Annotated in this window: 24 protein-coding genes, 1 tRNA gene and 1 pseudogene; 12 read left to right on the top strand and 14 right to left on the bottom strand. The window is 64.9% G+C overall.

The window, feature by feature from the left end; translation table 11 throughout:
- The first annotated feature begins 11 nt into the window (after positions 1-11).
- Positions 12-461: a ribose 5-phosphate isomerase B gene (gene rpiB / locus DDT93_RS05110; RefSeq protein WP_109464688.1), complete on the top strand. Its 450-nt coding sequence runs from the start codon at positions 12-14 to the stop codon at positions 459-461.
- A gap of 7 nt (positions 462-468) precedes the next feature.
- Here rpiB and DDT93_RS05115 read toward each other — a convergent pair whose 3' ends face one another.
- Positions 469-2,262 carry a TRAP transporter permease gene (locus DDT93_RS05115; protein ID WP_109464689.1) on the bottom strand — a complete coding sequence of 598 codons (1,794 nt, stop codon included), beginning with the start codon at positions 2,260-2,262 and terminating at the stop codon, positions 469-471.
- 73 nt (positions 2,263-2,335) lie between these two features.
- Positions 2,336-3,292, bottom strand: coding sequence for a TAXI family TRAP transporter solute-binding subunit (locus DDT93_RS05120; RefSeq protein ID WP_109464690.1), 957 nt, complete (start codon positions 3,290-3,292; stop codon positions 2,336-2,338).
- A 397-nt stretch (positions 3,293-3,689) separates the two neighbouring features.
- On the opposite strand from DDT93_RS05120, the gene DDT93_RS05125 reads away from it, so the two are divergent.
- The 4 genes from DDT93_RS05125 (at position 3,690) to DDT93_RS05140 (ending at position 6,413) form a co-directional block, all read left to right on the top strand.
- Entirely contained in the window at positions 3,690-4,301 is a 612-nt protein-coding gene (locus DDT93_RS05125; RefSeq protein WP_232825370.1) for an exopolysaccharide biosynthesis protein, read from the top strand.
- A 28-nt stretch (positions 4,302-4,329) separates the two neighbouring features.
- Complete coding sequence (locus DDT93_RS05130) at positions 4,330-4,794, top strand: pentapeptide repeat-containing protein (protein ID WP_109464691.1); 465 nt, start codon at positions 4,330-4,332, stop codon at positions 4,792-4,794.
- Positions 4,795-5,074: 280 nt separating this feature from the next.
- Positions 5,075-6,124 carry a linear amide C-N hydrolase gene (locus DDT93_RS05135; RefSeq protein ID WP_109464692.1) on the top strand — a complete coding sequence of 350 codons (1,050 nt, stop codon included), beginning with the start codon at positions 5,075-5,077 and terminating at the stop codon, positions 6,122-6,124.
- A 4-nt stretch (positions 6,125-6,128) separates the two neighbouring features.
- The gene (locus DDT93_RS05140) at positions 6,129-6,413 is read left to right on the top strand and encodes a hypothetical protein (RefSeq protein WP_109464693.1); all 285 of its coding nucleotides are present in this window, start codon (positions 6,129-6,131) and stop codon (positions 6,411-6,413) included.
- Here the strand turns inward: DDT93_RS05140 and DDT93_RS05145 are convergent, their stop codons facing one another.
- Positions 6,414-6,722 carry a hypothetical protein gene (locus DDT93_RS05145; RefSeq protein ID WP_157960102.1) on the bottom strand — a complete coding sequence of 103 codons (309 nt, stop codon included), beginning with the start codon at positions 6,720-6,722 and terminating at the stop codon, positions 6,414-6,416. It abuts the gene before it with no gap.
- Positions 6,723-7,016: 294 nt separating this feature from the next.
- Here DDT93_RS05145 and DDT93_RS05150 point away from each other — a divergent pair, with 294 nt between their 5' ends.
- A complete protein-coding gene (locus DDT93_RS05150; protein ID WP_109464695.1) occupies positions 7,017-7,613 on the top strand; it encodes a hypothetical protein in 597 nt (198 codons plus the stop codon).
- Positions 7,614-7,624: 11 nt separating this feature from the next.
- On the top strand, positions 7,625-8,740 hold the full coding sequence (locus DDT93_RS05155) for a cache domain-containing protein (protein WP_109464696.1): 1,116 nt from the start codon (positions 7,625-7,627) through the stop codon (positions 8,738-8,740).
- Here DDT93_RS05155 and DDT93_RS05160 read toward each other — a convergent pair.
- The 9 genes from DDT93_RS05160 to DDT93_RS05200 all read right to left on the bottom strand — a co-directional run bounded on the left by DDT93_RS05160 (position 8,724) and on the right by DDT93_RS05200 (position 20,385).
- Positions 8,724-10,706 carry a glycosyltransferase family 2 protein gene (locus tag DDT93_RS05160; protein WP_109464697.1) on the bottom strand — a complete coding sequence of 661 codons (1,983 nt, stop codon included), beginning with the start codon at positions 10,704-10,706 and terminating at the stop codon, positions 8,724-8,726. The two genes, DDT93_RS05155 and DDT93_RS05160, sit on opposite strands and share 17 nt — an antisense overlap.
- On the bottom strand, positions 10,706-11,806 hold the full coding sequence (locus DDT93_RS05165) for an HlyD family efflux transporter periplasmic adaptor subunit (RefSeq protein ID WP_232825371.1): 1,101 nt from the start codon (positions 11,804-11,806) through the stop codon (positions 10,706-10,708). Before DDT93_RS05165 ends, DDT93_RS05160 begins: the two co-directional genes overlap by 1 nt.
- A gap of 388 nt (positions 11,807-12,194) precedes the next feature.
- Entirely contained in the window at positions 12,195-13,511 is a 1,317-nt protein-coding gene (locus DDT93_RS05170) for a TadE/TadG family type IV pilus assembly protein (protein WP_109464699.1), read from the bottom strand.
- A gap of 2 nt (positions 13,512-13,513) precedes the next feature.
- Positions 13,514-13,948: a TadE/TadG family type IV pilus assembly protein gene (locus tag DDT93_RS05175; protein ID WP_157960103.1), complete on the bottom strand. Its 435-nt coding sequence runs from the start codon at positions 13,946-13,948 to the stop codon at positions 13,514-13,516.
- Between the two features lie 557 nt (positions 13,949-14,505).
- Positions 14,506-15,504 (bottom strand): HupE/UreJ family protein, encoded by a 999-nt coding sequence (locus tag DDT93_RS05180; RefSeq protein WP_232825372.1) that lies wholly within the window; start codon positions 15,502-15,504, stop codon positions 14,506-14,508.
- Positions 15,501-16,340, bottom strand: a complete 840-nt coding sequence (locus tag DDT93_RS05185; RefSeq protein WP_157960104.1) for a peptidyl-prolyl cis-trans isomerase — start codon at positions 16,338-16,340, stop codon at positions 15,501-15,503. The genes DDT93_RS05180 and DDT93_RS05185 overlap by 4 nt, the downstream gene beginning before the upstream one ends.
- Positions 16,341-16,353: 13 nt before the next feature.
- Positions 16,354-16,761, bottom strand: coding sequence for a DUF302 domain-containing protein (locus tag DDT93_RS05190; RefSeq protein ID WP_109464702.1), 408 nt, complete (start codon positions 16,759-16,761; stop codon positions 16,354-16,356).
- Between the two features lie 3 nt (positions 16,762-16,764).
- Positions 16,765-18,684 (bottom strand): DUF3604 domain-containing protein, encoded by a 1,920-nt coding sequence (locus DDT93_RS05195; protein ID WP_109464703.1) that lies wholly within the window; start codon positions 18,682-18,684, stop codon positions 16,765-16,767.
- Between the two features lie 1,329 nt (positions 18,685-20,013).
- A complete protein-coding gene (locus tag DDT93_RS05200; protein WP_109464704.1) occupies positions 20,014-20,385 on the bottom strand; it encodes a response regulator in 372 nt (123 codons plus the stop codon).
- A 309-nt stretch (positions 20,386-20,694) separates the two neighbouring features.
- Between DDT93_RS05200 and DDT93_RS05205 the strand changes: the two genes are divergently transcribed.
- Positions 20,695-21,381 (top strand): hypothetical protein, encoded by a 687-nt coding sequence (locus tag DDT93_RS05205; RefSeq protein WP_109464705.1) that lies wholly within the window; start codon positions 20,695-20,697, stop codon positions 21,379-21,381.
- A 126-nt stretch (positions 21,382-21,507) separates the two neighbouring features.
- Here DDT93_RS05205 and DDT93_RS05210 read toward each other — a convergent pair.
- Positions 21,508-21,593, bottom strand: a tRNA-Leu gene (locus DDT93_RS05210).
- A gap of 145 nt (positions 21,594-21,738) precedes the next feature.
- Here DDT93_RS05210 and DDT93_RS05215 point away from each other — a divergent pair.
- Together DDT93_RS05215 and DDT93_RS05220 are read left to right on the top strand one after the other, a co-directional pair.
- Complete coding sequence (locus DDT93_RS05215; protein WP_109464706.1) at positions 21,739-22,317, top strand: YqaA family protein; 579 nt, start codon at positions 21,739-21,741, stop codon at positions 22,315-22,317.
- A complete protein-coding gene (locus DDT93_RS05220) occupies positions 22,314-22,772 on the top strand; it encodes a disulfide bond formation protein B (protein ID WP_109464707.1) in 459 nt (152 codons plus the stop codon). Before DDT93_RS05215 ends, DDT93_RS05220 begins: the two co-directional genes overlap by 4 nt.
- Before the next feature lie 81 nt (positions 22,773-22,853).
- Here DDT93_RS05220 and DDT93_RS05225 read toward each other — a convergent pair whose 3' ends face one another.
- Positions 22,854-23,285, bottom strand: a complete 432-nt coding sequence (locus DDT93_RS05225) for an Lrp/AsnC family transcriptional regulator (RefSeq protein WP_109464708.1) — start codon at positions 23,283-23,285, stop codon at positions 22,854-22,856.
- A gap of 108 nt (positions 23,286-23,393) precedes the next feature.
- Here DDT93_RS05225 and rocF point away from each other — a divergent pair, with 108 nt between their 5' ends.
- Both rocF and DDT93_RS05235 read left to right on the top strand, forming a co-directional pair.
- A complete protein-coding gene (gene rocF / locus DDT93_RS05230) occupies positions 23,394-24,320 on the top strand; it encodes an arginase (protein ID WP_109464709.1) in 927 nt (308 codons plus the stop codon).
- 11 nt (positions 24,321-24,331) lie between these two features.
- Positions 24,332-24,964, top strand: a pseudogene (locus tag DDT93_RS05235) (ornithine cyclodeaminase); the annotation flags it as partial.

Below are 24,964 nucleotides of genomic sequence, written 5' to 3' on the forward strand. Positions count from 1 at the left end.
ACCACACAGTCATGACAGACAGCAAGCGTATCGTCCTCTCCAGCGACCACGCGGCCATCGACCTGCGTCAGGCCGTTGCAAGGCACATCGCCGAGCAGGGCTGGGAGGTCGTCGACATCGGTCCGACCACCCCCGAGAGCACCCACTACCCCAAACATGGCGAAGCCGCCGCGCGGCGCGTGGCCTCCGGTGACTGCGCGCTCGGCATCATCCTCTGCGGCACGGGCCAGGGCATCATGATGGCCGCCAACAAGGTCAAGGGCATCCGCTGCGGCGTCTGCTCCGACGCCTTCTCGGCCCGGATGATCCGCCAGCACAACGATGCCAACATGCTGTCGATCGGCGCGCGCGTCGTAGGCGAAGGGCTTGCTCTCGACATCGTCGACGCGTTCCTGTCGGCAACCTTCGAAGGCGGCCGTCACGGCACCCGCGTCGACATGATCACCGAGATCGAGGGCTGATCGGCCCTCAGATCGCCGCCCAGGCAAAGACACAGACCAGCCCCGCCGCAACCAGCGCCACGCGCATTGGCAGGGCCCGTCGCCCGATCAGCCCGTAGGAAATCAGCGCGAGACCCAGCCCGATCCGGGCGAAGGCAAACAGCGCCATGCCCGGGTTCACCGCCAGGTTCAGAACGTTGGGGTTCGCCACCATCCCCAGCGGGATGATGTAAAGCCCGATGCCAAGCGACATCGCGGTCCCGGCGACCTTCAGCCAGTTCTCCCCGATCATCCCCGCCGCGATGAAGACCGCGCCGCAGACCGGCGGCGTGATGGTCGAGAGCAGCGCGAACCAGAAGACAAAAAGATGCGCCTGTAGCGGCGCAAGCCCAAGCTGGGTCAGCGCCGGACCGGCGACCGAGACACAGATCACGTAGGCGGCGGTGGTCGGCACCTCCATGCCCAGCAGCAGACAGGCCAGCGCCGTCAGCAGCAGCGTCGGCCAGATCGTCCCGCCCGAGCCCGAGAGCAGCAGCGAGGTGATCTTGACCCCCAGCCCGGTGATGCCCAGCACGCCGATGATGATCGAGGCGCAGAGGATGATCGCGGCAATCATCGAGACCTGCCGCGCCGCGCTCAGCAGCGCAGAGGCAAAGCGGCTGGCCGCCTGCCCGAGGTTCACCTGCAGACTGGCATCCACGAAAAGCAGAAGCGCCCCGGCGAGGATGGCGAGGCAGGCCGCGTACTGCGGCGTGTAGCCGATCCCGAACATGGCGATCATCAGGACCGAGAAGGGCACGAGGAAGAACATTGAGGTCACGATGACATCGCGCCGCGCGGGCCTGTCCTCGTCGCGGATGCCGCGCAGTTCAAAGCGGGTGGCATAGGCGTCGATCCCGATCCACACCGCCCAGAAATACAGGATCGCGGGCAGCAGCGCGGCCGCCATGATCTGGGTATAGGGCGTGCCGGTCAGCTCGACCATGACGAAGGCCCCGGCCCCCATCAGCGGTGGCATGATCTGCCCGCCTGAGGAGGCCACGGCCTCGACCCCGGCCGCCAGCCGCTTGGGATAGCCCAGCCGCGTCATCGCGGGCAGGGTCACGGCGCCGGTCGAAGCCACGTTGGCGCTGGCAGAGCCAGAGATGGAGCCGAAGAGCGCCGAGGACAGGACCGAGACCTTGGCCGCGCCCCCGGTCAGGCGACCGGCCGCGGCGGCCGCCACGTTCATGAACCCCTGCCCGGCCTCGCCCGCGTTCAGCACCGCACCGAAGATCACGAAGATGGCGACAACCCCGACCGAGACGGCGGTCAGCGACCCCCAGAGCCCGCCCTCGGCAATGGTCAGGGTGCCGAGGAACGAGGCCAGCGGCGTTCCCGCATGGCCGAACTCGCCCGGGATGTATTGCCCGAAGAGCCCATAGGCCAGCGCGGCCAGCGCCACCATGGGTAGCGGCCATCCAATCGCGCGCCGGGCCGCCTCGACCACGCAGAGCAGCAGGACGATGGCCACCCCGATCTGGAAATCGCTCTCGAGAAACCCGTACTGGTCGCCCAGCATGTCATGGTTCAGCGCGATCCAAAGCGCCGCGCCGACGCCCAGAACTGTCAGGACAGCGCCGCTGATCAGGGCCCAGCGGCTGCGGGCGCCAAACAGGAAGATCCAGGGCAGGATCACCGCCATATGCAGCGGACGGCTGACAAGGTTCGGCACCAGACCCCAGAAGATCAGGCCAAGGTGATAGACCACCAGCAGCGCGGCCAGCGCGATCCAGATACCCTGCCCCAGCCGTCCGCGCGGCAAATCCTGTTCCGGCCCCATGCCCTGCCTTTCCTTCCAATCGAATAGGCCGGGCAAACTGCCCGGCCTCGGTCTTTCTCGGTTTCCCGCTGACTTACTTCTGCGCGTCGGTCAGCGCAAACCCGGCTTCCTCGTAGTAACGCAGGGCGCCCGGGTGCAGCTTGCCGGTGATGTTCTCCATCAGCGCCGTGTCGACGCCTTTCCACCACGCGGCGGTTTCGCCCATCCGCGCCTTTTCCTCCCAGAAGGTCTTGGTCAGCGCATAGGCGGTGTCGTCGTCCATCTTGGTGGTCGTGTAGGCCACGACGGGCAGCGAGGTGGTGACAAGGTCGCTGTCCTGCCCGGCATAGGTCCCGGCGGGGATCACGAGCCGCGCGCGCTTGGTCTCGGCGACCTGCTCGTCCGTCATCGACAGCAGCGTCACGTCCATCGACGCCGCCGCCTCGACCACGTTCGGCGCGGGCCAGCTGCCAGCGGTCACGAACCCGTCGATCTGGCCGTTCTTCATGGCCGGAACCGCGTTCGAGAGCTCGACATCGGCGATCTTGACCTTGTCGGTCAGGCCGAACAGGCCGAGGTACTTTTCACCCTCGGAGGCACCGAAGCTGCCCTTGCCCAGCAGGATGGTCTTGCCGTCCAGCCCCGCAAAATCGGTAACGCCGCTGTCCTTGCTCATGACGAAGTGCATGGTCAGCGAAGGCAGCGGGAACAGCGCGCGGATCTCGTCAAAGGCCGGGCTGCCCTTGCCCTCGAAGGGACCAGCCGCCTTCTGCGCGGCACTCACCAGCGCGGGCGGCGTGGTAAAGACATAGTCGCCGCCACGGGCACGAACTTCCATGACGTTCTGCTGGCTGCCCTGGCTCTCCTCGACGGTCACGCTGATGTCGCCGTTGGTGCCCGCCTTCATCGCCTCGGCGATCTCGACGCTCATCTGGTAGTAGGACGAGCCGGACTTGGCCGCCTTAAGGGTCACGCGGGTTTCGGCCTGTGCCGGAAAGGCGGCAATGGCAAGCAATCCGGCCGCCAGCGCGGCCTTGTTCAGTAGCTTCATGGGTAGGGCTCCTCCAGATGGTTGGCAGAGACTAAAACACCCGGTCGGAGGTGGGGTCAAGCAGCCCGGGGCCCCCAAGTCCGCGCGAGCCATGCGGAAAAAGGCGACACCGTGCATGGCTTTCGCGGCAGTGCCGAGAGCTGGCCGCGCCTGCAGGATCGGATAGCGATTGCAGGCGAGAGACCACACAACCACCGGGGCACACGAGACGCCGATTTGGACGCGCCCGCAGGCGACGGCGACCACGGGTCATGCGCTCCGAAACTGGCCAGATGCACGGCCTCCTCGCGCCCGGGATGCGGCCCTTCCGCCGATTGCCAAACCTTTCTCCGCCCCGCTGTTGCAGTGGCCTCCCCAGCCTCCTATATCTCGCCAAGCACCAGCTGGATCGACGATCGTGTACCTCAAGCATCGAAAGCGCCGTTCACTTTCGTTTACCCTGCTGAAAGCCGTCCGGCCTCGCAGCACGTCGCCCGGCATCCTGATCAACGACCTTCTGCGCGATCTCGGCGAAAAGTCGTTCGGCTGGGCCATGCTGCTGTTTTCCCTGATCAATCTGCTGCCGCTTCCACCGGGCACGACGCTGCTCACCGCGCTGCCCCTGATGCTGATCGCCGGTCAGATGGCGCTCGGCTTCGAGCAGCTGCAACTGCCCAAGATGATCGGCCGGCGCGAGGTCCAGCGCGAGTCGCTGCGGCGCGTGGTTCACAAGATGCGGCCGATCTCGCGCCGGATCGAACGGATCATCCGGCCCCGCATGCCCTGGGTCTTCTATCCGCGCAACGAGCGGCTGATCGGCCTCTGGCTCCTGCTTGTCGCATTCGCGCTGTTCCTTCCCCTGCCGCTCAGCGGCTGGTTTCCCGCCATCTCGCTGCTCGTCAGTGGCTTCGGATTGATCGAACGCGACGGACTTGTGCTCGTTATCGGTGCAATCATGGGCGCGGCCTCGATCCTGATCACCCTTCTTGTCGCGACCACACTTGCCATCGGTGCCGAGGCGGTCATCTAGTCACAGGCACATCTCGGAGCCACCAGGCATGTCCATTTTCCAAACCCTTCCCGGTCGCAGCGTCCTGCCGGGCCTTCTCACCGTTCTCGCCCTCCTCCCGGCAGGAGCCTCGGCACAGGACCTCGACGACCGTCGCGAGATCAAGTCGCTCGGGCTCTGCCGCGGCTGCAACCTGGAAAACACCGATCTGTCGCGCAAGCGCCTGATGGGAATCGACTTTCGCGATGCCAACCTGCGCGAGGTCGACTTCCAGAACAGCAACCTCATGATCGCCATGTTCCAGGATACGACGATCGAGGCCGTCCGCTTCGACAACGCCGACTTGAAGGGCGCAAAGTTCGACGACGCGGTGCTGACCCGCGTCTCGTTCAACGGCGCCAACCTGACCGGTGCCACCTTCGACGGCGCCCAGTTCAGCGATGTGGACCTCACCGGCGCCACGCTCTGCAACACCCAGTTGCCGAACGACCAGACCGACAACTCGGGCTGCTGAGGCCCGAGGGCCGGTCCCTCGCATATTCCCGACCATGACCTTCCGCGCGCCCCGGGCGACGCGCGGATTGACATTCGCAACGGTTGTGTTGACGATGTCATTGCTACCTATACGTTTTTCCTTAGCCATTTATCGCGCTCCGAATGTTTCCAGGATCGAAGTCCCCGCCGGGTCACGCCCGGCCCAGCCAGCCCGCTCCGCTTTCAGGACGCGACTCTTCTTTCTGCCCTCGCCGTACCGGTCCCCGGCGCATCCCGGTGCGTTCGAGGAGATCAGACACATGCTGAAACACCTGACCATGTCCCTCGCGCTGGCCGCATTCGCCGCCACGCCAGTTGCAGAAGCCTGCACACGGGTGATCTATCACGGCCCCGAGGGCCGCATCCTCACCGCGCGGTCGATGGACTGGAGCATGCCGATGCTGTCCAACCTCTGGGTCTTTCCCCGGGGCATGGCGCGCACCGGCGCTGCTGGCCCCCGGTCGCTGGAATGGACCTCCAAGTACGGCAGCCTGATCGTGTCGGGCTACGACATCTCGACCGTCGATGGCATGAACGAAGCGGGGCTGGTGGCGAACATGCTCTGGCTCGTCAGCTCGGATTACCCCGAAGACGACGGTGACTCGCCCCAGATGTCGCTCTCGCTCTGGGCCCAGTACTTCATGGACAATTACGCCACGGTCGCCGAGGCCATCGCCGATCTCGGGGCCAACCCCTTCCACGTTGTCACCAAGGACGTGCCGGTCCAGCCCGGACGCCTGACCACCGTACACCTCTCGCTCTCCGATGCCTCGGGCGACAGCGCCATCCTCGAATGGATCGGCGGCGAACTGGTGATCCACCACGGGCCCGAATACAACGTGATGACCAACGACCCGCCCTATGACGAGCAGCTTGCGCTGGTCGAGTATTGGAAGGGCGTCAACCCGCGCGAGATGATCCCCGGCACCACCCGCGCGCCCGACCGTTTCGTGCGCGCCAGCACCTACATCGACATGGTGGTGCAATCCTCCGAGCCCCGCGTCGCCGCCGCCGCCGCCTTCAGCGTGATCCGCAATGCCTCGGTACCCTACGGCATCACCACGCCTGACGCGCCGAACCTTTCGACAACCCGCTGGCGGGTGGTCGCGGACCAGAAAGACCGGCTGTTCTACGTCGAATCCGCGATTTCCCCCAACGTGTTCTGGGTCGACATGACCAGGCTCGATTTTTCGGAACAGGCCGGTGTACGCTGGCTCGACCTCGGCGTCGATATGGCCAACATCCATTCCGGCGAGGTGTCGGACCAGTTTACCGGGGCCACGCCCTTCCAATTTGAACCCTGGGAGTAAGAAGATGAGACTGCTGGCAGCAAAGATCGCGACCGTGATCGGCCTTTCCACCCTGGCGGCCTGCGGCACGCCCAATCCGGACGAGCCGATCAGCGTTCAGCGCAGCGATGCCGATGTCGTCGTGCTGCGCGGCCTGCTCGACGCCACCCGCAGCACCCCGCCCGAGCGCTATGATGTCATGGCAGCAGGCGAATGTGGCCGCTACGGCAAGAAGGCAGTCTTTTCCAAGATGGCGCAGCACGCCACCTACGCCTTCGACGTCACCTACGCCTGCGTGAACGAGGCCTGATCACTCCTGATCGGGACGCTGCCAGCGGACGTTCCGCCAGACCCGGCGCCGCACCAGATCGCCGGGTCTCGGCACCACCAGCTTCACGTCCATGAACTCGGCTGTCTGGCAGCGCGAGCAGGCAAAAGGCGCAATGTGCGCGGGTCGCATCGGGTCGCAGACCTCGATCAGGTCCACCGCCAGGAACACCGACTTGCGCCTGCAGAGGTTGCAGCGCACGGCAATGGCCTGCCCCTCGCGCGCGGCGTCGCGCAGCGTGTGGAACGGCTTGCCCGGGTGTGCTCGAACTGGCGGAATTCCGACTGGCATGATGCCTTAAGTAACGCGAGAACAAATACAGAACAATAGGTCCCGCCGCGGGCGTTCGGGTGGCGGACGCAGGGCAGGTACCTAGTGAAGAGACGCCTTATCACAACCCAAAAGAGAAAAAACAGGCAGCCAAATCCCCGCAGGGAGAACGGCTCCCTCGCCCCGTCGGCAGAAATGAGCCAAGCGCGGCGACAGCGAAGCCACGGGAACTATTTCTCTTTTTCAATGAGTTGATTTCGTGCAGGGTGGCGCTAGCTCACAGCCCCAAGTCAAACAGGATGGCAAAAACTGAACATGAGTGGATACGCAGCACTTCGATCCATTCCGGCAGCGCTCTGCATCTCAGGGTTGTTGATCACCGGGTTCGCGGCACCGGCCGCCGCAGACGGGGAATTCTTCCAGTTAGACCTCGCACCAGACGCATCCGACGCGGTGGCGGCGATCACGCGCGGGAATCTGAACGCCACGCTCGGCTATTCGACCTACGAGAGCGGGTCCGCGGCCAACGCCGCCCTCACCTATTCGCTCCATCTGGGCAACGTGGCCACCATGAAACTGGGCCCCAGCATCGGCATGAGCTTCGGTGAATCCGGCGACGAGGAAATGCGCGTCGGCGGCAAGCTCGGGCTCGAGAGCTACATCCCGACCGACTTCGGGCACCTGTTCCTGCTCGGCGAATACAACACCATCGATTCCAACTGGTTCGTCACCGCCCAGACCGGGTTCCGCTCGGGCTTTGGCGTGGAACTTTCTGCCGGGGGCAGCGACAAGTACGACACCCAGAGCCTCGCGCTCACGCAGAAACTGGGCGGCGGCCCGGTCTCGCTGCGGGCGGGCTACAAGTTCGTGGCGGAGGAAATGTTCCTGGGCCTTTCCGTCAATACCTTCTGAACAGGTGCAAGATGGCAGACACTCCGGCGCGCGCGACATCGGGTAACCAGCCGACCCTCACTCAGGCCACCTACGGCTTTGTCCTGCTGACCCTGCTGATCGTGTCCACGATCATGGCCGCGGTGTTTTGGAGCCGCTCAGAGCGATTGATCGACGACGCGCTCGACCTTGCGGTGCGGACCCGGACCAATGCCGCCGGGCAGGTCTTTGCCCGCACCCTGCACAAGGAATGGAGCGACCTGCGCTTTCTCGCCTCAACCCTGAAAACCGACAGCGGCGCAGACCTTCGTGACATGATGTCGGTTCTGCGCAGCGACGGGAACCGCGTCTCGTGGGTCGGCTACGCCGATACCGCGGGCACCGTGCTCGAAGCGTCGGACGGGTTGCTTGTCGGCGCCGACGTCAGTGCCCGGCCCTGGTTCCGAAACGGCCTCAAGAGCGGCTTCGCAGGCGACGTTCACGAGGCCGTCCTGCTGGCGCAGAAACTCCGCCCCGAGGGCGGCGATCCCCTGCGGTTCGTGGACTTCGCGCTGCCCGTCAAGTCGCCCGAGGGCGACCTGACCGGGGTCCTCGGCATGCATATCGACCTCGCCTGGGTCGAGCGCACGCTGGAAGAGACCGGCAAGATGCTGGGCATCGACCTCTTCCTCATCAATCAGGCCGGAGAGGTCATCATGGCCCCCACCGGCAAACTGCCCGGCAGCGACGAACTTCAGTTCCTGCGCGCCGCGCGCGCGGGCACCCAGACCGCCGGGCGCGAAGTCTGGCCCGATGGCCACGCCTACTTCACCACGCTGGTCCCGAGCGTCACCTACGGCGACCTGCCCTCCTTCGGCTGGCGCCTCGCGGGCCGCATCGACGCCAGCAGCTTCAATCCCGGCCTCTCCGCCCTGAAGGTGACCGCGCTGATCGCGGGTGTGGCCGGGCTCGTGGTCTTCGCCCTGCTGACCGCTCTCTTCGTCCAGCTCTTCCTGCGCCCCATCTCGGGCCTCGCCAGTTTCGCCGAACGTCTGGCAAAGGGCGGCGACGATTATCCGCCCGAAGCGCTCAGCAGCCGCGAGGCCGCCGAACTCTCCAAGGCCCTCAGCCGCATTCAGGCCGAGCGCTCCGTCAGGACCGTGAAGTAACCGACAGGCGTCGCGCGATGTCGCGGATCAGCGCCGCGCTCTGCACCCGGACCACGCCCGGCTCGGCTCCATCCGCGTAGAACCGCAGGAACAGCGCCTCGCGCTGTTCCGCATCAGGCAGCAGTTGCAACCGGTTGCCATCGGTCGTGGACGAGATGACATAGGCCGTCAGCTCACCGGGAACATCGTCGAGCACCAGCGTTCCCCGGGTCTCGATCGGAAAGACATTCCCGCGCAGGCGCACCGTGTCCAGCGTCAGCGAGCGCATCCAGAGCGTATGATCGGTGCCTTCGGTCCGGAAAATCACCCGCTCGGGCTTGTCCGCAACGTGGATCTCGCGCCGTGGCAGCTCGACACAGGCCAGCGAGGTCACCGCCAGCACCACCACGTTGTAGAGCGTCCAGAACAGGATCACCCACTTGCCGTCCCCGGCGTCGTTAAAGGCGAAACCGTCGAAGACGATACCGATCAGCAGCCCCACGACAGTCAGGACGAAGGCCACCAGAAAGGGCGCCATCAGGCGCCACTGCACCTGGACCTTGGACCGGTCCCCACCCTTGGCGGTCACCGAGAACGGATGGCCATGCGGCTTGAACAACCCGGTAAAGGCCGCCCGGGTGATCGGGATCGCCCCCAGCAACTGGCTCACATCGTTCAGGATCGGCACCACCATGCCCCGGCTCAGGTAATTGAGCGTCATGAGGATCCACAGGTAGTAGCAGCCGAAATAGGTGATGACGTCGGGCAGCCGGGCGTTCACCACCGTGATGTTGCCGTACCAGTAGAGCAGCGGATAGACGATGGCGGCGATGCGGAAGGAAAACGTGGTGCACCAGTAGAATACCGAGTCGATGACGCTCCACCGGTCACGCAGGCGCAGGTTGTTGTTGGCCAGCGGGCCAAGGCTCGACCGCGCGATCTGCATCAGCCCAAGGCACCAGCGCGCGCGCTGGGTCACGTATTCCTTCAGCCCCTCCGGCGCCAGCCCCTCGGTCAGCGGTTCGTTCAGGTAAACCGTCTTCCACCCGCCGTTGCGCAGGACCAGCGTCATCATGAAATCCTCGGTCACGCTCTCGGTGTTGAAGCCACCGACATCGCGCAGCGCGGTCCAGCGACAGATCGACGAGGTGCCGCAGCAAAACGCGATGCCCCAGCCATCGCGCGAGGGCTGCATGTAGTCGAAGAAGAACCGCTGCTCGTCCGGGTAGGAACGCACGAGGCCAAAGTTGTGCTGGATCGGGTCCGGGTTGAAGAAATGCTGCGGCGTCTGGACCAGCCCGACCTCGGGGTCATGGAACAGTGCCAGCGTACGCGAGATGAACCCGCGGTGCGGCACGAAATCGGCATCCAGAACGGCCACGTAGTCCGGCGGCACCACGTCCTCCGCCAGCCGGTCGAGGGCGTGGTTGATGTTGCCCGCCTTCTGCCCCTTGTTATCGGGCCGCCGCATGTAGCGCACGTTTTGCTCGGCGCAGAAGTCGCGCAGCCAGTCGCGCCGGCTGTCATCGCAGACGATCACTTCCTTGTTCTGGTGCCGAAGTGACCGCGCCCCGACGATGGTGCGCTCCAGCACCTCGCGGTCCTCGTTGTAGGTCGCGATCAGGATCGCCACCCGCGGCTCGCCGCCTTCCCACCAACCAAGGTTCCGGTCCGCCTCCTCGCTGCGCAGCTTGACCCGCGACAGGATGACGAAGGCGCTCATCGAACCGACCAGCGCGGCCATCTCCAGCGCAAAGAGCGACCAGCTGGCCAGCATGTTGATCGTCAGGCCCGGAGGCGCCAGCGTCTCGGTGGCCCGCCACCAAGCGTAGCGAAACGCCAGAAGGAAGGCGACGGCGAAGAGAGCCGCGCGGTGCAAGTCCTTGCGCGGGTCCACGACGAATGGCAGCACCAGCGCCACCCCACCGATCGCGATCAGGTGAACCGTGCTCGCGCCCAGTTCGCCAAGGTGCGGGAACAGGTCCATCAGTCGAAGACGCTGCGCAGCCAGTCCAGCGGGCGCCGCTCGAAGAACGCCCGCCCGGTGCGACCGATGGCGCAGGCACTCTCCGAGCCCTGCCCCAGTCCGGGCACGTTCAGCGCCACGTCATAGCGTTCGAGGTGTTTCTGGCTCGGCGCCACCGCCAGATGCTCATAGACCGTCGCGGCACCGCTGCCCGCCAGCCGCGACACGGTTGCGGGCAACACCTTGGAACTGCCGCTCAGACGAAACTCGGCGTCCTGCCCGATGGCCAGCGTGTTGTAGATCCGTTCGGTAACCGAGAGGGTCACCATCATCGCGTCGCAGTTGACCAGCCGCAGCACCGGGTCGCCGCGCTGGACCGTCACGCCATCCGCCTCGAGCACCTCCCAGAACAGCCCGTTGACCGGCGCGGCAAGATCGCCGCCGCTCAGCCCGTTGACCCGCACCCGCTCGCGCGAGAGACGACCCGCAAAGGCCGCTTCACGCGCCTTGTCCTCGGCCAGTTCCGCCTCCAGCGTCCCGATCACCTTCGCCAGTTCCGAGGCCTGCTGTTCCGAGTTCGGAGAGTCGTTGTAGCCGTCACCAAGGAACACACCCTGCTCTGCCGTCCGGAGCGCGATCTCCAGCAATTCCACACGTTCCCGCGCGTGATCCAGCACCAGCTTGTCGGCATAGGGTTCGCCCGGCAGCCGGTCAGGCTGATCCGCCACCGCTGCCAGCGTCCGCGTGGCCTGCTGCCCCGCGCCGGCCGTGCCGTCCAGCAGCGCCAGACGGTTTCGCGCATGATCAAGCCGCACCTGCAGCTCCTCCACCCGCGCCGTGTGGAAGGTCTCGGCCTGGGTCAGCAGTTCGTCCCGCAACCCCTGCGTCGCGGCAAGGTCCGCCGCCGTCCGCGCCGTCTCGGCCTTGGCGAGGTCGACCTCGAGCAGCAGATCGTCAAGCCGGATGCGATCCACGAGGCTGTCGGTGACAGAGGCAAGCGTCTCGCTCTTCTGCACATAGGCCCCCAGTTCGCGCTCGGGGAGCGAGAGCGTACCGGCAGTCCCAGATCGGACCGTCACGACCGGGGCGTTGACCACCGCGTCCGCGCTCGCCCCCGACATCTGCTCTCCCACAATGATCCAAAGAGCCACGGCGATGATCAACAGACCCGCTACCAACCTTCCGATCTTCATCTTCCTTCCAATGCCTTCCGTTTCTGCCGTTCCGACACCTGTTAAAGGTGACTCTCGGATGCACTTTCGTATTGAAATACGGCGATTTAAAGATTTTCGGAAACGGTTCAGGGGATCGGCGAACTCTCGCACATCGCGCGCTCCGGCGGCCACGCGAACGGCCGTTCCCGGCATCGGAGATGCCTCAGAAACCTGCCATTTTCACTGTTCTGAATCTGCGCAATAGTTCAATGCAATAGGACAGGCGCAACGGCGTGTCCTATTTCCTGTCGGTCGCCACATCGGTGAATGCCACGCCCCCGGTCAGCGATGCCGGTTATTCGACCATCCGGAAGTAGTCGGCCTGAAGGTTCTCCTCCTGCCCGTTCCCGTTGCAGAACCCCATGTCCATGTTGCTGGTCCCGCTGATGGTCGCATAGGACACCATCGAGGCGCCCTCGATACCCTCGGCGTTGGCAGCGAACTCGATATCCTTCAACGCGAGGATCTGGCTGCCATACATCTGCAGATCGGCCGCCGCGTTGAATCCGCCCTTGGTGATCAGCACCGCCCCGCCGCCCTCCGCACAGGAATCATCCGCACCAAGCCGCAGGCCGGAAGGCGCGTTGAAAGCCTTCACGTCGAGATTGGTCGAAACCATCCAGACGTCCTCGAGCGCTGCGCCCTGCCCGAACTTGACCTTGCAGCCGGTGATGATGACGAGGTTCGCATAGGTGCCCGGATCCATCGTCAGGGTTCCGTTGTTCCCGCAGCTGACCGTCGTGATCGAGTTCGGCGTAAAGTCCTCAGGAACCACCTTGGTCGCGGTAAAGGAGTCAAACAGCGGCGCCACCATGAAGGACGGCAGCCATTCGTCGTCCCCGACCCGCAGCGCCTCGATGATCTCGTCCATCATGTTCAGGATTCGCAGCCGATAGGTCCCGGTCCGCAGCGCGCCTTCAAGGCCGTTGTTGGTCTCGAAACCCGACTTCGGAATATCGAGATCGTCGAGGTTGGGCATCGACACCACGCTGCCCGGCTCGAAGGTGTTGTTCGAGTTGAGGCTCACGTAGGTATTGGAATGAATGCAGAAGCCGCTGCCAAAGCTGTTGTTGCTCTGGATATCCACCACGTCATCTGCCACGAACCCCTCCATGAAGCAGGGCGGACGGTAGGTCGAATAGACCGAGGTACGGCTCAGGTTGAAGCTGTCCTGCCCGATGATCTTGAGCAGCAGGTTGTTCGACGGGTTCTCGCGCGCCTCGTTCATGTGCGACACGACCTTGACAGCAGAGCGCGAGTTCAATGAGGCCGTGAAAACCTGCGCCTCCTTGTCCCAGGTGCCAAAGGTGATGTCCTCGGCGGTAATCGGGCTGCCGAAGCGGACGTTCTCCATGAAGCTTTCCGCGACCTGCACCGCCACGGCCTTGGCGTCGTCCGAGCTCATCTTCTCGCGCGAGTAGAGCGCCGCGTGGGCCGCGCTGTCGGTCGCCACCTGCAACTGTGTCAGGTCGGTCTGCGTCTTGTTGAAGTCGATGGCCAGCCCCCCGACGACCAGAAACATCAGGGTGAAGTAGAGCGCCAGGATGGTGCCGGCGCCGTCTTCCTCGGCCACGAAGGCCTGGCAATGCTTGCGAAGTGCAGTGAGGCTCATGATCAGAACTCCACGAGCTGTTGAGACCTAACAGTTATGGCAATGTCGCGGAACTGATCGCGCATGAAGCTCATGGGCATCAGGTCCACCGCCGGGACATTCAGAACCGTGCTGATGATCCCCCCGTCGAGGGTCGTCGTCACCGCGACGGTGGTATCCAGGTAGGCAAGGGCATTGGTGATGTAGTTTTCCGTGGCCGTCGTGTCGTCGAGCCGCCCGAGCGAAAAGGCCCGGTTTGCATCCTGCACGATGCGCAGAAGCTGTGACTCGGTGAAGAAGACCATCGAGATGTTGAAGATCAAGGCCAGGATAATGGCGAAGATCGGCATCCAGATGACGGCTTCGATCGTGAAGGATCCGTCGTCATCCCGAAGGAAGCGTTCCAGCGATTTGGCCTTGCGTTGGCTTGGCCGTTTCCGGCCTGGCTTATGACGCACAGTAGTCACCCTACAAAAATTTTCACGGACACAATGCCGTACGGATAGGGTCTCAAATGTGATCTGATTGCGGCAATCTCGCCCAACTTGGGGAGATTTCGAGGCCGCCGCCCCCGGCCGCCCGGAAGCCTGCTGACACTCCGAAGCATCCCGGCTTAGGGCTGCCCCCTCTGGCGCGCAGGCTGCAGATCATCCGGGTCGGGATTGGAAAAGGGCGGCCCGGTCCGTCACAGACAACGCCCGAACCGCCCGAGGTTCAGATGCAGCGAGGGATGGATTGAGCCGCACATGGAACCTTACCCCCTAACTATCTGAGGAATTGTAACGATTCAACTTAAGGTAGACATTCGGCCGGGCAAATCTTGCATTCCGTGACTTCCTGGCCGTCCATTCAGGCATCGGGTCCAGCCCCCCCTGAAACGGACTACCCCGGACCCTGTTCCCGCAGAACCCAAGCCTCGTGATTTCAATCGAGCGTCCCTACCCCCGCCCAACGCCCTCGCCTGTTGATCCGACCATGCTCCAAGCAAGCAGGCCGGTCTCCCGAGGAATTCGCTTCAAAAGCCCGAGACTCTTTCGATGACCCAGAAAGCGGCAATGGTTCCTAAGCCGTAACTGCTGACCTGCGCCAGCCGGGGCCCATGTCGCGTGATCGCCGGGATGAGTCGGCGCGCCACGAATCCGAGTCCGAGCACAGCCGCGATGAAGGCAAGCTGCCCCAATTCCACCCCCACGTTGAAGGATAGCAGCGCCAGCGGAACGTCGTCCTGCGGCAGACCGATCTCGTGCAGCGCCCCGGCAAAGCCCAGCCCGTGGATCAGCCCGAACCCGAAGGAAACCACCGCCGGGAACCGCTCGGCAACCGGGTCACGCCGCTCGGGCGGTTTCGACAGCTCGTAGGCGAGGAAGACGATCGACAGCGCGATCACCACCTCGACCGGGGCCGAGGGCAACCGCAGCCACCCCAGCGTCGCCCCCGCCAACGTGATGCTGTGCGCCAGCGTGAAGGCCGTGATCGCCCACAACAGCCGTCTCGGGCTGCGCACCAGCAAGAGCAGCGCAAAGACGAAAAGCAGGTGGTCGACCCCTTCGAGGATATGCGTCACGCCAAGCCAGACGTAACTCGTGAACACACCCGCGAGCCCCTGATCTTCCGGGATAGTGAACGCCGGGGTTTCGGCGGTCAGCCGATGGGTCTGCACCACGCCCGGCGCAAGCTCGTAGCGCACCAGCACATCCGTCCGGGTCCGGGACAACCCCTCGATGGCAAGGTCGCGGCCGGTCAGCCCCTCCGGACAGGTCGCGATAAAGCTGGTCACCCAGGCGCGGCCATCGAACACCGGGGCCGCTGGCGCGCTGCTCTCGCACTCCTGCGGCAGACGCGGCGCAATGGGCATCGGCCTGCCGCCCACGTCCGGCATCCGCCAAGTGACGCGCCATCGCGTCTCGTCCATCACCGAGAGCTCGAGGTAACCCGGATCGAGCGCATGGGCAGAACCCGCCACGGGCATCAGGACCGTCAACAGCAGGACGATGAACGCCGCAAGCCGCCTCACGGCCGGGTCTCCGCCGCGCCGGGCAGTTCCAGCCGATAGCGCTTCATCAGCTCGCCGGTGAACGTCTCCCTCATCTGGCGCGCCTGGTCGGACCGCCAGTCGGCCAGGACCCGGTCTCGCACCATCTCGAACGGCGGCAGATCGCTGTCACTGCGGGTGTCCAGCCGCACCAGATGCACGCCAAAGGTGCTCTCCAGCGGCCCCGCCCATGTCCTGAGCGGCAACGCCCCGGCAGCCGTGCCGAAGCCCGCACCAAAGACCCGGTCCACCGCGGGCGCGGCCATATCGTCGATCCGGGGCGGAAGCTGCGTTGCGCGGCCCATCGCGCCGGGGTCGGCCCCCTGCTCAAGGTTGGCAAGCAGGGTCTTTGCCTCGTCCGGCGACGTGCCACCGGGCAACAGCACCTGCGCAAAGCTCAGGCGGGCCGGGCGCGCATACCGCTCGGCATTCTCGGCATAATAGGCCCGCAGGGTGTCCTCGTCCGGCTCCCGCGCCGCGGCTGGCGCCTCGGCGAGGAATTCCATCTTGGCCCGCAGCCGGTTCCGGATCATCGCATCACCCTGATCGAGCCCGAGCGCCCGCGCCTCCCGCACCATCGCTTCTTCCACGGCCCAGTCCCGCACCAGGCTGCGCGCCTCCTCTGCCGTCGGCGCTCTCCCCCAGGCGGCGAGGAAACCATCCGCCAGCCGGTCCGCCTCGGCGTCGGTCAGCCGGATCACGTCCTCCCCCGGTCCGTCGTCCATCGGAGGGTTCTTCAGGCTGTAGACCCCAAAGACGAGGCCCCCCAGCAGGAAGAAATGTAGCAGCGGCGACCGCAGGAACGCCGGAATTGTCATGCCTGCTCCTCCCTCAAACCGTCGACCGCAGGCTCTCGGCCACCCGCGCAAGGCGTGCACCCGCATCCTGCGCCAGTTCCGCGATCTCCGGCACGGCTCCAAGGTCGCCCATCGCCATCATCTGCCCGGCATCGACCAGCCGCACCAGAGTGCCGGACGCCGCCTCCTCGACGGTGACGTTGCACGGCAGCAGCAGCCCGACGTCGGGCCGCGCACTCACCGCACGATACGCGAGGCCCGGATTGCAGGCCCCGAGGATGGTATAGCGCCGAAAGCTTTTCCCGATCTTCTCGGCAAAGGCCTTGTCCAGATCAATCCGGGAGATGACCCCGAACTCCTCCTGCGCAAGCGCCTTGGTCACGAGGTCGACCGCCTGATCGAAGGGGCGGTCGAGCGTGACGCTGGTTCCAAAGTCTGCCACGGATCACTCCCCGGAAGAGTACCAGATCGGCGAGGTATAGGCCCGCTCGGTGACCTTCATCGGGACGTCGTCGGTAAAGGCCGCATCCTCGAAATAGGCCGCGTCATAGGCAGTCCAGCGCGGCGTGGGGATTTCGATGACCCGCGCGTAATAGAAGGCATCCAATGCCGGATCGAAATCGGGATCGGTCCAGACCGCGATCAGCTCGGGCGCGCCGATGGTATTGGTCCAAGTCGCCTTGGCCACATCGACCGTATCCCCCACCGAGGGCAGCTTGCCGTCGTCTCCCGGCGTCCGGTCACCGGACCAGACGACGTCGTAGATCTTCTCCTGCATCTCTCCGGCGGCATCGACCCAGCCCTTGATGATCTGGATGCGGTCGAGGTTCCCCGACAGCGGGTCCTTGATGGCCGCCACGAGGAAGCTCGGAGCCGCCGCGCCCTCCGGCGCCGGCGGCATGTCAGCCCCCATCGGAACGCCCTTGCCGTATCCGACGGGCCCCGGGTTACGCCCCTGCGCATCCTCCTCGACAAACTCCCAGCCGCCAAAGAACCGCACGCCGATCCGCGTGCCGGTGGTCCCGTAGACCTCCTTGCGCTTCATCGCGTCCCATATCGCGGCGCGGGTGTTCTCGGCAGCCCAGACGGCCGTCAGACCCGAGGCGCCAAGCTGCCAGTCCTTTATCGTGCGGCCATCAAAGTCGAAGGCGTTCCCGGTCGACCGCTCAGGGCTTGGCTCGCTGGCCGGGAACTTGCCGAAAAAGTTGTTCTCCTCGGTCGAGGAGATGCCCGTATGCGCGTCGGTCGACCCGAGCAGGCCGAACTTGAAGGGGTTGGTGCCGAACTCGTCTTCCAGCTTCAGCCCGCGCTTCAGCGCCTCCCGGGCATACTCGAACTCGATCATCCCGGGTTCCTTGGGCACCACGTTCAGGTTGCCCTTGTCCCAGATCTCGAAGTTGGCGAACTCGTCAGCCGGGGCAAGGCTCGGGTGCTGTTCCGAAGTGCCCTTGCCCTGCGTCACCTCGTAGAGCGGCTCCCACCGGGCCCGGGTCTCGGCCCATTGCGCGTCGATGGGGTTGCCGTCCGGGGTCTCGGTCGCGAACATCAGCCCGTTCGAGAGGTTCCCGTTGTGCGGGATCGCCAGCAGGCGACCGCCCGTCTTCTCCTCGTAGGACGCCATCCAGTCCCACAGCTCGCGCGGTAGCTCGGTGTCGAACGTGGTAAGCGGACGGACCATGTCGGCCTTGTCCTTGCCGTCCCGGTAGATGACGTTGCGGTGCAGGTTGTTGCCACCCCCATAGTTCGACGTCCATTCGTAGCCGATCAGCGCCGTGAAGATCCCGGGCTGGTTATGGCCCTCCACGATCTCGGTCATCTTCTGCCACATGTCCATCTGCGTGGTCTGGTCGGTCATCGCAGGCGGAATCTTCCCCTCGCCTTGCAGCGTGATCATTTCCATGACCACCGCCGTCGCCGCCGCGCCCCCCTTGCGCATCTCGTCGTGCCAGCGCTTCAGCGTCGGGTCCGACATGAACGCGGGATCGCCCTCGTAGATGCTAGCCACGACCCCGAGCGCGTCGGAGTGATCGGCGACCACCATCCAGTCATAGGGCCGCGACAGCCGCACCGGCTGCCCCGTGCTCGAAGTGATCTCGCCGCCCTTGGCATATTGAAGGGCCTCGTCAGGACCGACCCGCGTGCCGCCGCCAAAGGCGTCGGGCGACCAAGACGTGTGCAAATGCTGCTCTCCCCACAGCGGCAGGCTCGGATAGCTTCGGCCCGCATAAGGGGAATAGCCCGGCTGGTTGAAGAACCGCTCGATCCTCTCGGGTGTAAGCGTCCCGGAATCCGTCGTCACCTGTGCGAGAACGGGCGATGCGGAAAAGGTGATGGCAAAAGCGATGGAAACGATATGGCGAGACATGGAAATACCTTTCATCTCAAGCTAAGTCCGCGAACCCGGTACGCGCCAAAAAACCTGCCCCGGATGTGGGGCGACTCAAAATATCTACCTGCGGATGAGTTCAGAAGACCCCTTTCCACCCATCGCGATCAACACTTTCTTTCCGGCGCGTTCCTGTCGGCCGCTTGTTGCCGCTCGCTTTGCAGGGGGTCCGTGCCCCATGCTCCGCAACCAAAACCCGAAAAATCACAATGTTTTAACCGATACTTAACTTTTGAATTTGCCAGCCGCCCAGAATCAGGGTTTCGTGGCCCCGGATTTGATTGAGACATTTAGCTTCGGCGACACCGGCCATTCTTTTCACGGCCAGACACCGTCGCGGGATCTGTGCGAAAGCACCCAGCCCTCCGATCAGATCACATCTCGCCACCTGCACTGTCAGGTGACGCACCAGTTCCGGCTCGTTGCCGGCGCCCCGCCCCTGACCATGTCGATCCCAAATCAAAAGGTTGGGGGCGGGAGATCCTGCCCGACACCGCTTGGCTCCAACCGTCCGGGACTGTCCTTGGCGTCAAAAGTTTACGTAGGGTTAATTTCTTGTGGACAGCCGTCCCGAAAAGCATATGCTCAATTCCCGGAGGAGCGTCCCAGGCATTAAGAGTCGCATTGAACAAGTCGGGAGAATGTCCCTTCTCTCATCCTTTTCCTTACGTTTTCATTTCAACTGATCTTTTACTGGTACGAACTTTCGGAAGGCCCCCGTTGCTGTCATCCCAGTCCACCGGGGGCCTTTCCTATGTGTACAGATTGGCCTTGGCCCGCAATCTGCATCCCCATCCGGGCTCACGTAAACCTGCCCTGCCCCCTGCGCTGGCCCGTCCCCTGAGCAGGAGCTGAAGCGCATGAAACATCCGGCGAAGAAGCATCTCCGCTAACGCCTCTTCGGTCTCTCAACTCGAAGAGCAGCCGGGCTTCAAATCGCAACGCCGACGCACATCACCGCCGCTCCCAAACCCAATGCATCGGCGGCGGGGCCGACATTTCGCGCCTACCGGCTGTGCCGAATTGCTTCGCCCTGCAATGTGCGGCCCGGACGGTCATGGGTGGCACCCGGGCCGCTGCGGACGTGTGGTCGGCAGGGGGTTGTCGAAACACGTACACCCGCAAGGCTCAACGGTCGGCCCGATCCTCCGGTTCCGCCTCCCACGCGTCGTCATCCCGACCCCGGCGGCTTTCCGCCCCAGCCAACCCCAAAATGAACGCCGCTCGGCACGCTACCGACCACTATTCCTCAGCCAAGCACCTTGCGCGACGCAAGACCGGACAGCAACCAGTCCCCGACCTCAAGGATCAGTTCTTCCTGAGCAGAGCCTTTTCGATGAGAGACGGAAGCTCCATAAAGTCCACTGGCTTCGGGATGACCTTCAGGGCCCCAAGCTTCAGGAGGCAATTCTTCATGCCGTCATCATCCAGCGCAGTCAGAAAGATCGAGGGCGTGGTCTCGAAGCCAGCCTTGCGCCGTATCTTGAGGAGCGCCTCCGCGCCCGTCATCCCGGGCATGTTGTAGTCCAGCAGCAGCAGGTCCGGGTCGTATACCTCGACAGCCGCAATCGCGCTGGGGCCGTCACTGCACTGCAGCAGTTCGAACCCTCCGATCTCCACGAGCGACAGGTTTACCAGTTCCCGGATGAATTCATCATCTTCAGCATGAAGTATGCGCATCGGCCAAGTTCCGTCTCTTGCTTCCTTACATCCTCCCCACATCACGGCGAACACGTACCGAACCGATTGGTTCCCCTTGGGTGCAGCCCCCGGTTTCCAACTGATGCAGCGGAGCCACACAGAGGCGCAGACCTCCGCCAGAAGACCGCAAGCGCGCCCCTGCACCCCTCAAACGCCGCGCGCCGCAGCGTTCTTCTTGACCGGATCAAAGAACTGGCAATTGCTGCTTTTTACATCTATCTTTGCAGATCGCCCGCCAGAACATGAACAGCCAAGGGCGGCTAAGAGCAGCTTGGAACTCGCAGGACCATGAGCAACCGTCACAACCCCGACCTGTCCGATGTATCCGCCTACATCGGAACCTACCTCGCCGTCGCAGCCTGCGTCATCGGCATCGACTGGCTGACGCTCCCGGAAGGTGCATCCCTCGCCAGAGAAGGTGGCGGCATTGAGTTGATATCCATGCTGGGCTACGTCGTGGCCATGGCGTCCTATCTTTGGACGGCATGGGTGCCGCTCTGGTCGGTGCCCGCCGTGCTGCTGTTCATGGCCGCCCGCGAACTGGATCTGGACAAGGCGTTCACCAGCGAGGGAATTCTCAGCACCAAGGTCATCCTGCATGACACCTCGCTCTGGGAAAAGCTCCTCGCCCTGGGGCTCTGGGCGCTCCTTGTCGCGACGCTGGTGTCACTCGTCCGCCAACGTGGCCTGCCGCTCCTGCGCGACCTCCGGCGGGGCGAGCCCTGGGCGCTGGCCTTTACCGCCGGCTTCGTGGTGGCGGGCGCGAGCAAGTCGATCGACGGCCTCGCGCGCAAGCTGGCGCCCCTCGGCATCGAGATCACCGAAGCCACCAGCCAGGGGCTTGTCACCGTGGAAGAAACCATGGAAATGCTGATCCCGGTGTTCTTTATCCTTGCGGCCCTGCTGCGCGCCCGCGCCCACGCCTTCCGCTTCTTCGCCCAACGCCCCCAGGCAGCGGAAAGCTCCCACGCCTGAATCACGCGATCAATGTCCGAAAACGGCCTTTGGCCACAGAGTTCTCGGACATTGCCTCCGGACGAGACCATCCTCCCAAAGGCGAATGTCTCGCTGTCACTTCACTGCGTTGATGGGAAATCGAGGTGGTACCCAAGGTCGGACTCGAACCGACATGACCTCACGGCCGGGGGATTTTGAATCCCCTGCGTCTACCATTCCGCCACTTGGGCCTCAAACCTGATCTAGCGAAGCCCTTTCCCAAGGTCCAGCGGGATTTCGCACCTTGCCGCGGCGGCGGGCAGTTGACCCCGCGCGCGGCGCATGATCTTCCCTGTCGGGGTCCGGTCCTCCCCTCCGGCCGCAACGGATGTCGCAATGCTGAAACGCCTCTACGACCGCACCATGGCCCTGGCCGACCATCCCCACGCCCTCTGGTGGCTGGCGCTGGTCGCCTTCGTCGAGAGCTCGGTCTTCCCGATCCCGCCCGACGTCCTGATGATCCCGATGATCCTCGCCCGGCCCTCGCGCGCCTGGCTCATCGCGCTGGTGGCGCTGGTGGCCTCGGTGCTCGGCGGGCTCCTCGGCTATGCCATCGGCGCCTTCGCCTTCGACAGCATCGGCCAGCCGATCCTCTCCTCCCTCGGCAAGGCCGACGCGATGGAGGCGTTCAACAGCAAGTTCAACGACTTCGGCTTCTGGGCCGTGCTGGTCGCGGGGATCACCCCCTTCCCCTACAAGGTGATCACCATCATGTCGGGCTGGACCGGCATGCCGCTGCTGACCTTCGTCGCCACCTCGATCCTCGCCCGGGCGCTGCGCTTCTTCGTGGTCGCGGCGCTCCTGCGCGCCTTCGGCGCACCAATTCGTGATTTCATCGAGCGCCGCCTTGGCCTCATGTTCACCCTGTTTGTCGCCCTCCTCATCGGGGGCTTCGTCATCGTAAAGTACCTATGACCCGCAAGACCCTCTCGCTGATCGCCGCCGCCGGCTCCGCTGCGATGCTGCTCGGCGCCTTCGCCTTTCAGTACATCGGCGGCCTCGCCCCCTGTCACCTCTGCCTGCTCCAGCGCTGGCCGCACGCCGCGGCCATCCTGATCGGCCTGCTTGCGCTGGTCTTCCCCGGCGCCGCCCTGCCGCTGCTTGGCGCGCTCGCGGCGCTCACCACCGCCGGGATCGGCGCCTATCACACCGGGGTCGAGCGCGGCTGGTGGGAAGGCCCGACCACCTGCACCTCCTCCTCCGTCGGCGGCCTCAGCTCCGACCAGCTCTTCGACCAGATCATGAACGCCCCGATGATCCGCTGCGACGAGGTCGCCTGGTCGATGATGGGCCTCTCCATGGCCAGCTGGAACATGATCGCCTCGCTGGTCCTCGCCGCCATCTGGATCGCCGCCGCCCGCCGCGCCTGACCGCCCCCGCCTTCTTTGGGTTCCCAAATATCCCGGGGGTGAATTGGCCCGCAGGGCCAAGAGGGGGCAGCGCCCCCTCCCTCACGACCCGCCCGAACGCCGTGTGGCCAGCAGCAGGCTGGTCTCGCTGGTCGCCACGCCCTCCAGCATCCGGATCCGGTTCAGCACCCGATCGAGCCCCTCCAGCGTCTCGGTGCCCAGTTCCGCAATCAGGTCCCAACGCCCGTTGGTCGAATGCACCGATCGCACCTCGGTCATCCCCGAGAGCTGGCGGATCACCCGGTCGGCGCCGCGCCCCTCGATCCCGATCATCATCAGCCCCCGCACCGGGTCGCGCAGCGCGTCCTGTTTCAGCACCACGGTAAAACCGAGGATGTCGCCACGGGCCTCCATCCGCTCGATCCGGCTGCGCACCGTAGTCCGCGAGAGATTGAGCTCCAGCGCAAGGTCCGAGAGCGAGGCGCGCGCGTCGCGGCGCAGCGCGGCCAGAAGGCGTTCGTCCGTTTTGTCCAATCCAGATATCCATATCGAAGGAAACCAGCCCATTCTGGTCAAATAGACGGGTGGATGGCAACGCAATTCGGGGGATACTTGGCGCAAATCCCGCGCCCAGGAGCTTTCATGACCCAGACCACCTGCCTGCTCATCGGCTGTCCCGTGGACAGCGGCAAACGCCGTCCCGGGTGCCTGATGGGCCCCGATGCCTATCGCACCGCCGGCCTCGCAGAAGAGCTGGCCACGCTCGGCCATGCGGTCGAGGACCTCGGCAATCTCTCGCCCGACCCGCACCAGCCCGACACCGGCGACGGGCGTCTGTTCAAGCCCAATCTGACGGCAGCCTGGACCGAGAGCCTGACGCGCGCCGCCATCGAGGCAATGCCGCGCGGGCTGCCGATCTTCCTTGGCGGCGACCATGCGCTCTCGCTCGGCACCGTCGCGGGCGCCGCCGCCCATGCGGCCAGCGTGGGGCGTCCGCTCTTCGTGCTCTGGCTCGACGCGCACAGCGACATCCACACGCCCGATACCACCGAGACCGGCCACCTGCACGGCACGCCCATCGCCTATGTCACCGGCCGGCCCGGGTTCGAGGCCTTTCCGCCGGTCCCGCATCCGGTGGCCGAGGAGAACGTCTGCTACATCGGCCTCCGCTCGGTGGACCCCGCCGAGCGAAAGCTGCTCGAACAGTCCCGGATCCATCGCTACGACATGCGCCAGATCGACGAGCACGGTATCGCCCGCCCCCTCGCCGGGTTCCTCGACAAGGTCGCCGCCGCCGGGGGCATGCTGCATGTCTCCCTCGACGTCGACTTCCTCGACCCTTCCGTCGCCCCGGCGGTGGGCACAACTGTCCCCGGCGGTGCCACCTTCCGCGAGGCGCATCTGGTGATGGAGATGATCTCGGACAGCGGGCTGCTCACCTCGCTCGACCTCGTCGAGCTGAACCCCTTCCTCGACGAGCGTGGCCGGACCGCGCAGGTCATGGTCGACCTCGCCGCCTCCGCCCTCGGGCGCCGGGTCTTCGACCGACCCACCACGACCCATTACTGACGGAGCCCCCGATGACCCAATCGCACCCTTCCGACAAGGCGCTGGTGCCCTTCGTCTCGGTCGAGCACATGATGCGCCTGATCCACCACATCGGGGTGGAACCCATGCTCAAGGGCCTCGCCGACTACATCGAGGCGGACTTCAAGCGCTGGGAGCTGTTCGACAAGACCCCGCGCATCGCCTCGCATTCCGCCGAGGGCGTGATTGAACTGATGCCGACCTCGGATGGCGAGGTCTACGGTTTCAAGTATGTGAACGGCCACCCCAAGAACACCCGCGAGGGGCTGCAGACCGTCACCGCCTTCGGGCTGCTGGCCGATGTGGCGACGGGTTATCCCGTCCTGCTGTCGGAAATGACCATCCTCACCGCGATGCGCACAGCGGCGACCTCTGCGCTGGTGGCCCGCCACCTCGCTCCCAAGGGCGCGCGCTGCATGGCGATGATCGGCAACGGCGCGCAGAGCGAGTTTCAGGCGCTCGCGATGAAGGCGGTCTGCGGCATCGACACGCTCCGCCTCTACGACATCGACGCCGACGCGACGGCGAAATGCGCCGGCAACCTGACCGGGCTGGGATTTGACATCACCGCCTGCAACAGCCCGGAGGACGCGATCCTCGGGGCCCAGATCGTCACCACCTGCACT

The organism is Albibacillus kandeliae (assembly GCF_003116585.1).
Classification (GTDB): domain Bacteria; phylum Pseudomonadota; class Alphaproteobacteria; order Rhodobacterales; family Rhodobacteraceae; genus Albibacillus; species Albibacillus kandeliae.

Coding starts and splice junctions, on each gene's coding strand:
- DDT93_RS05170 (WP_109464699.1), bottom strand. CDS start 13,511: ATGAGCCTCACTGCACTTCGCAAGCATTGCCAGGCCTTCGTGGCCGAG.
- DDT93_RS05140 (WP_109464693.1), top strand. CDS start 6,129: ATGAGACTGCTGGCAGCAAAGATCGCGACCGTGATCGGCCTTTCCACC.
- rpiB (WP_109464688.1), top strand. CDS start 12: ATGACAGACAGCAAGCGTATCGTCCTCTCCAGCGACCACGCGGCCATC.
- DDT93_RS05115 (WP_109464689.1), bottom strand. CDS start 2,262: ATGGGGCCGGAACAGGATTTGCCGCGCGGACGGCTGGGGCAGGGTATC.
- DDT93_RS05185 (WP_157960104.1), bottom strand. CDS start 16,340: ATGACAATTCCGGCGTTCCTGCGGTCGCCGCTGCTACATTTCTTCCTG.
- DDT93_RS05205 (WP_109464705.1), top strand. CDS start 20,695: ATGAGCAACCGTCACAACCCCGACCTGTCCGATGTATCCGCCTACATC.
- DDT93_RS05165 (WP_232825371.1), bottom strand. CDS start 11,806: ATGTCGGGGGCGAGCGCGGACGCGGTGGTCAACGCCCCGGTCGTGACG.
- rocF (WP_109464709.1), top strand. CDS start 23,394: ATGACCCAGACCACCTGCCTGCTCATCGGCTGTCCCGTGGACAGCGGC.
- DDT93_RS05135 (WP_109464692.1), top strand. CDS start 5,075: ATGCTGAAACACCTGACCATGTCCCTCGCGCTGGCCGCATTCGCCGCC.
- DDT93_RS05130 (WP_109464691.1), top strand. CDS start 4,330: ATGTCCATTTTCCAAACCCTTCCCGGTCGCAGCGTCCTGCCGGGCCTT.
- DDT93_RS05155 (WP_109464696.1), top strand. CDS start 7,625: ATGGCAGACACTCCGGCGCGCGCGACATCGGGTAACCAGCCGACCCTC.
- DDT93_RS05200 (WP_109464704.1), bottom strand. CDS start 20,385: ATGCGCATACTTCATGCTGAAGATGATGAATTCATCCGGGAACTGGTA.
- DDT93_RS05215 (WP_109464706.1), top strand. CDS start 21,739: ATGCTGAAACGCCTCTACGACCGCACCATGGCCCTGGCCGACCATCCC.
- DDT93_RS05220 (WP_109464707.1), top strand. CDS start 22,314: ATGACCCGCAAGACCCTCTCGCTGATCGCCGCCGCCGGCTCCGCTGCG.
- DDT93_RS05120 (WP_109464690.1), bottom strand. CDS start 3,292: ATGAAGCTACTGAACAAGGCCGCGCTGGCGGCCGGATTGCTTGCCATT.
- DDT93_RS05150 (WP_109464695.1), top strand. CDS start 7,017: ATGAGTGGATACGCAGCACTTCGATCCATTCCGGCAGCGCTCTGCATC.
- DDT93_RS05160 (WP_109464697.1), bottom strand. CDS start 10,706: ATGGACCTGTTCCCGCACCTTGGCGAACTGGGCGCGAGCACGGTTCAC.
- DDT93_RS05195 (WP_109464703.1), bottom strand. CDS start 18,684: ATGTCTCGCCATATCGTTTCCATCGCTTTTGCCATCACCTTTTCCGCA.
- DDT93_RS05145 (WP_157960102.1), bottom strand. CDS start 6,722: ATGCCAGTCGGAATTCCGCCAGTTCGAGCACACCCGGGCAAGCCGTTC.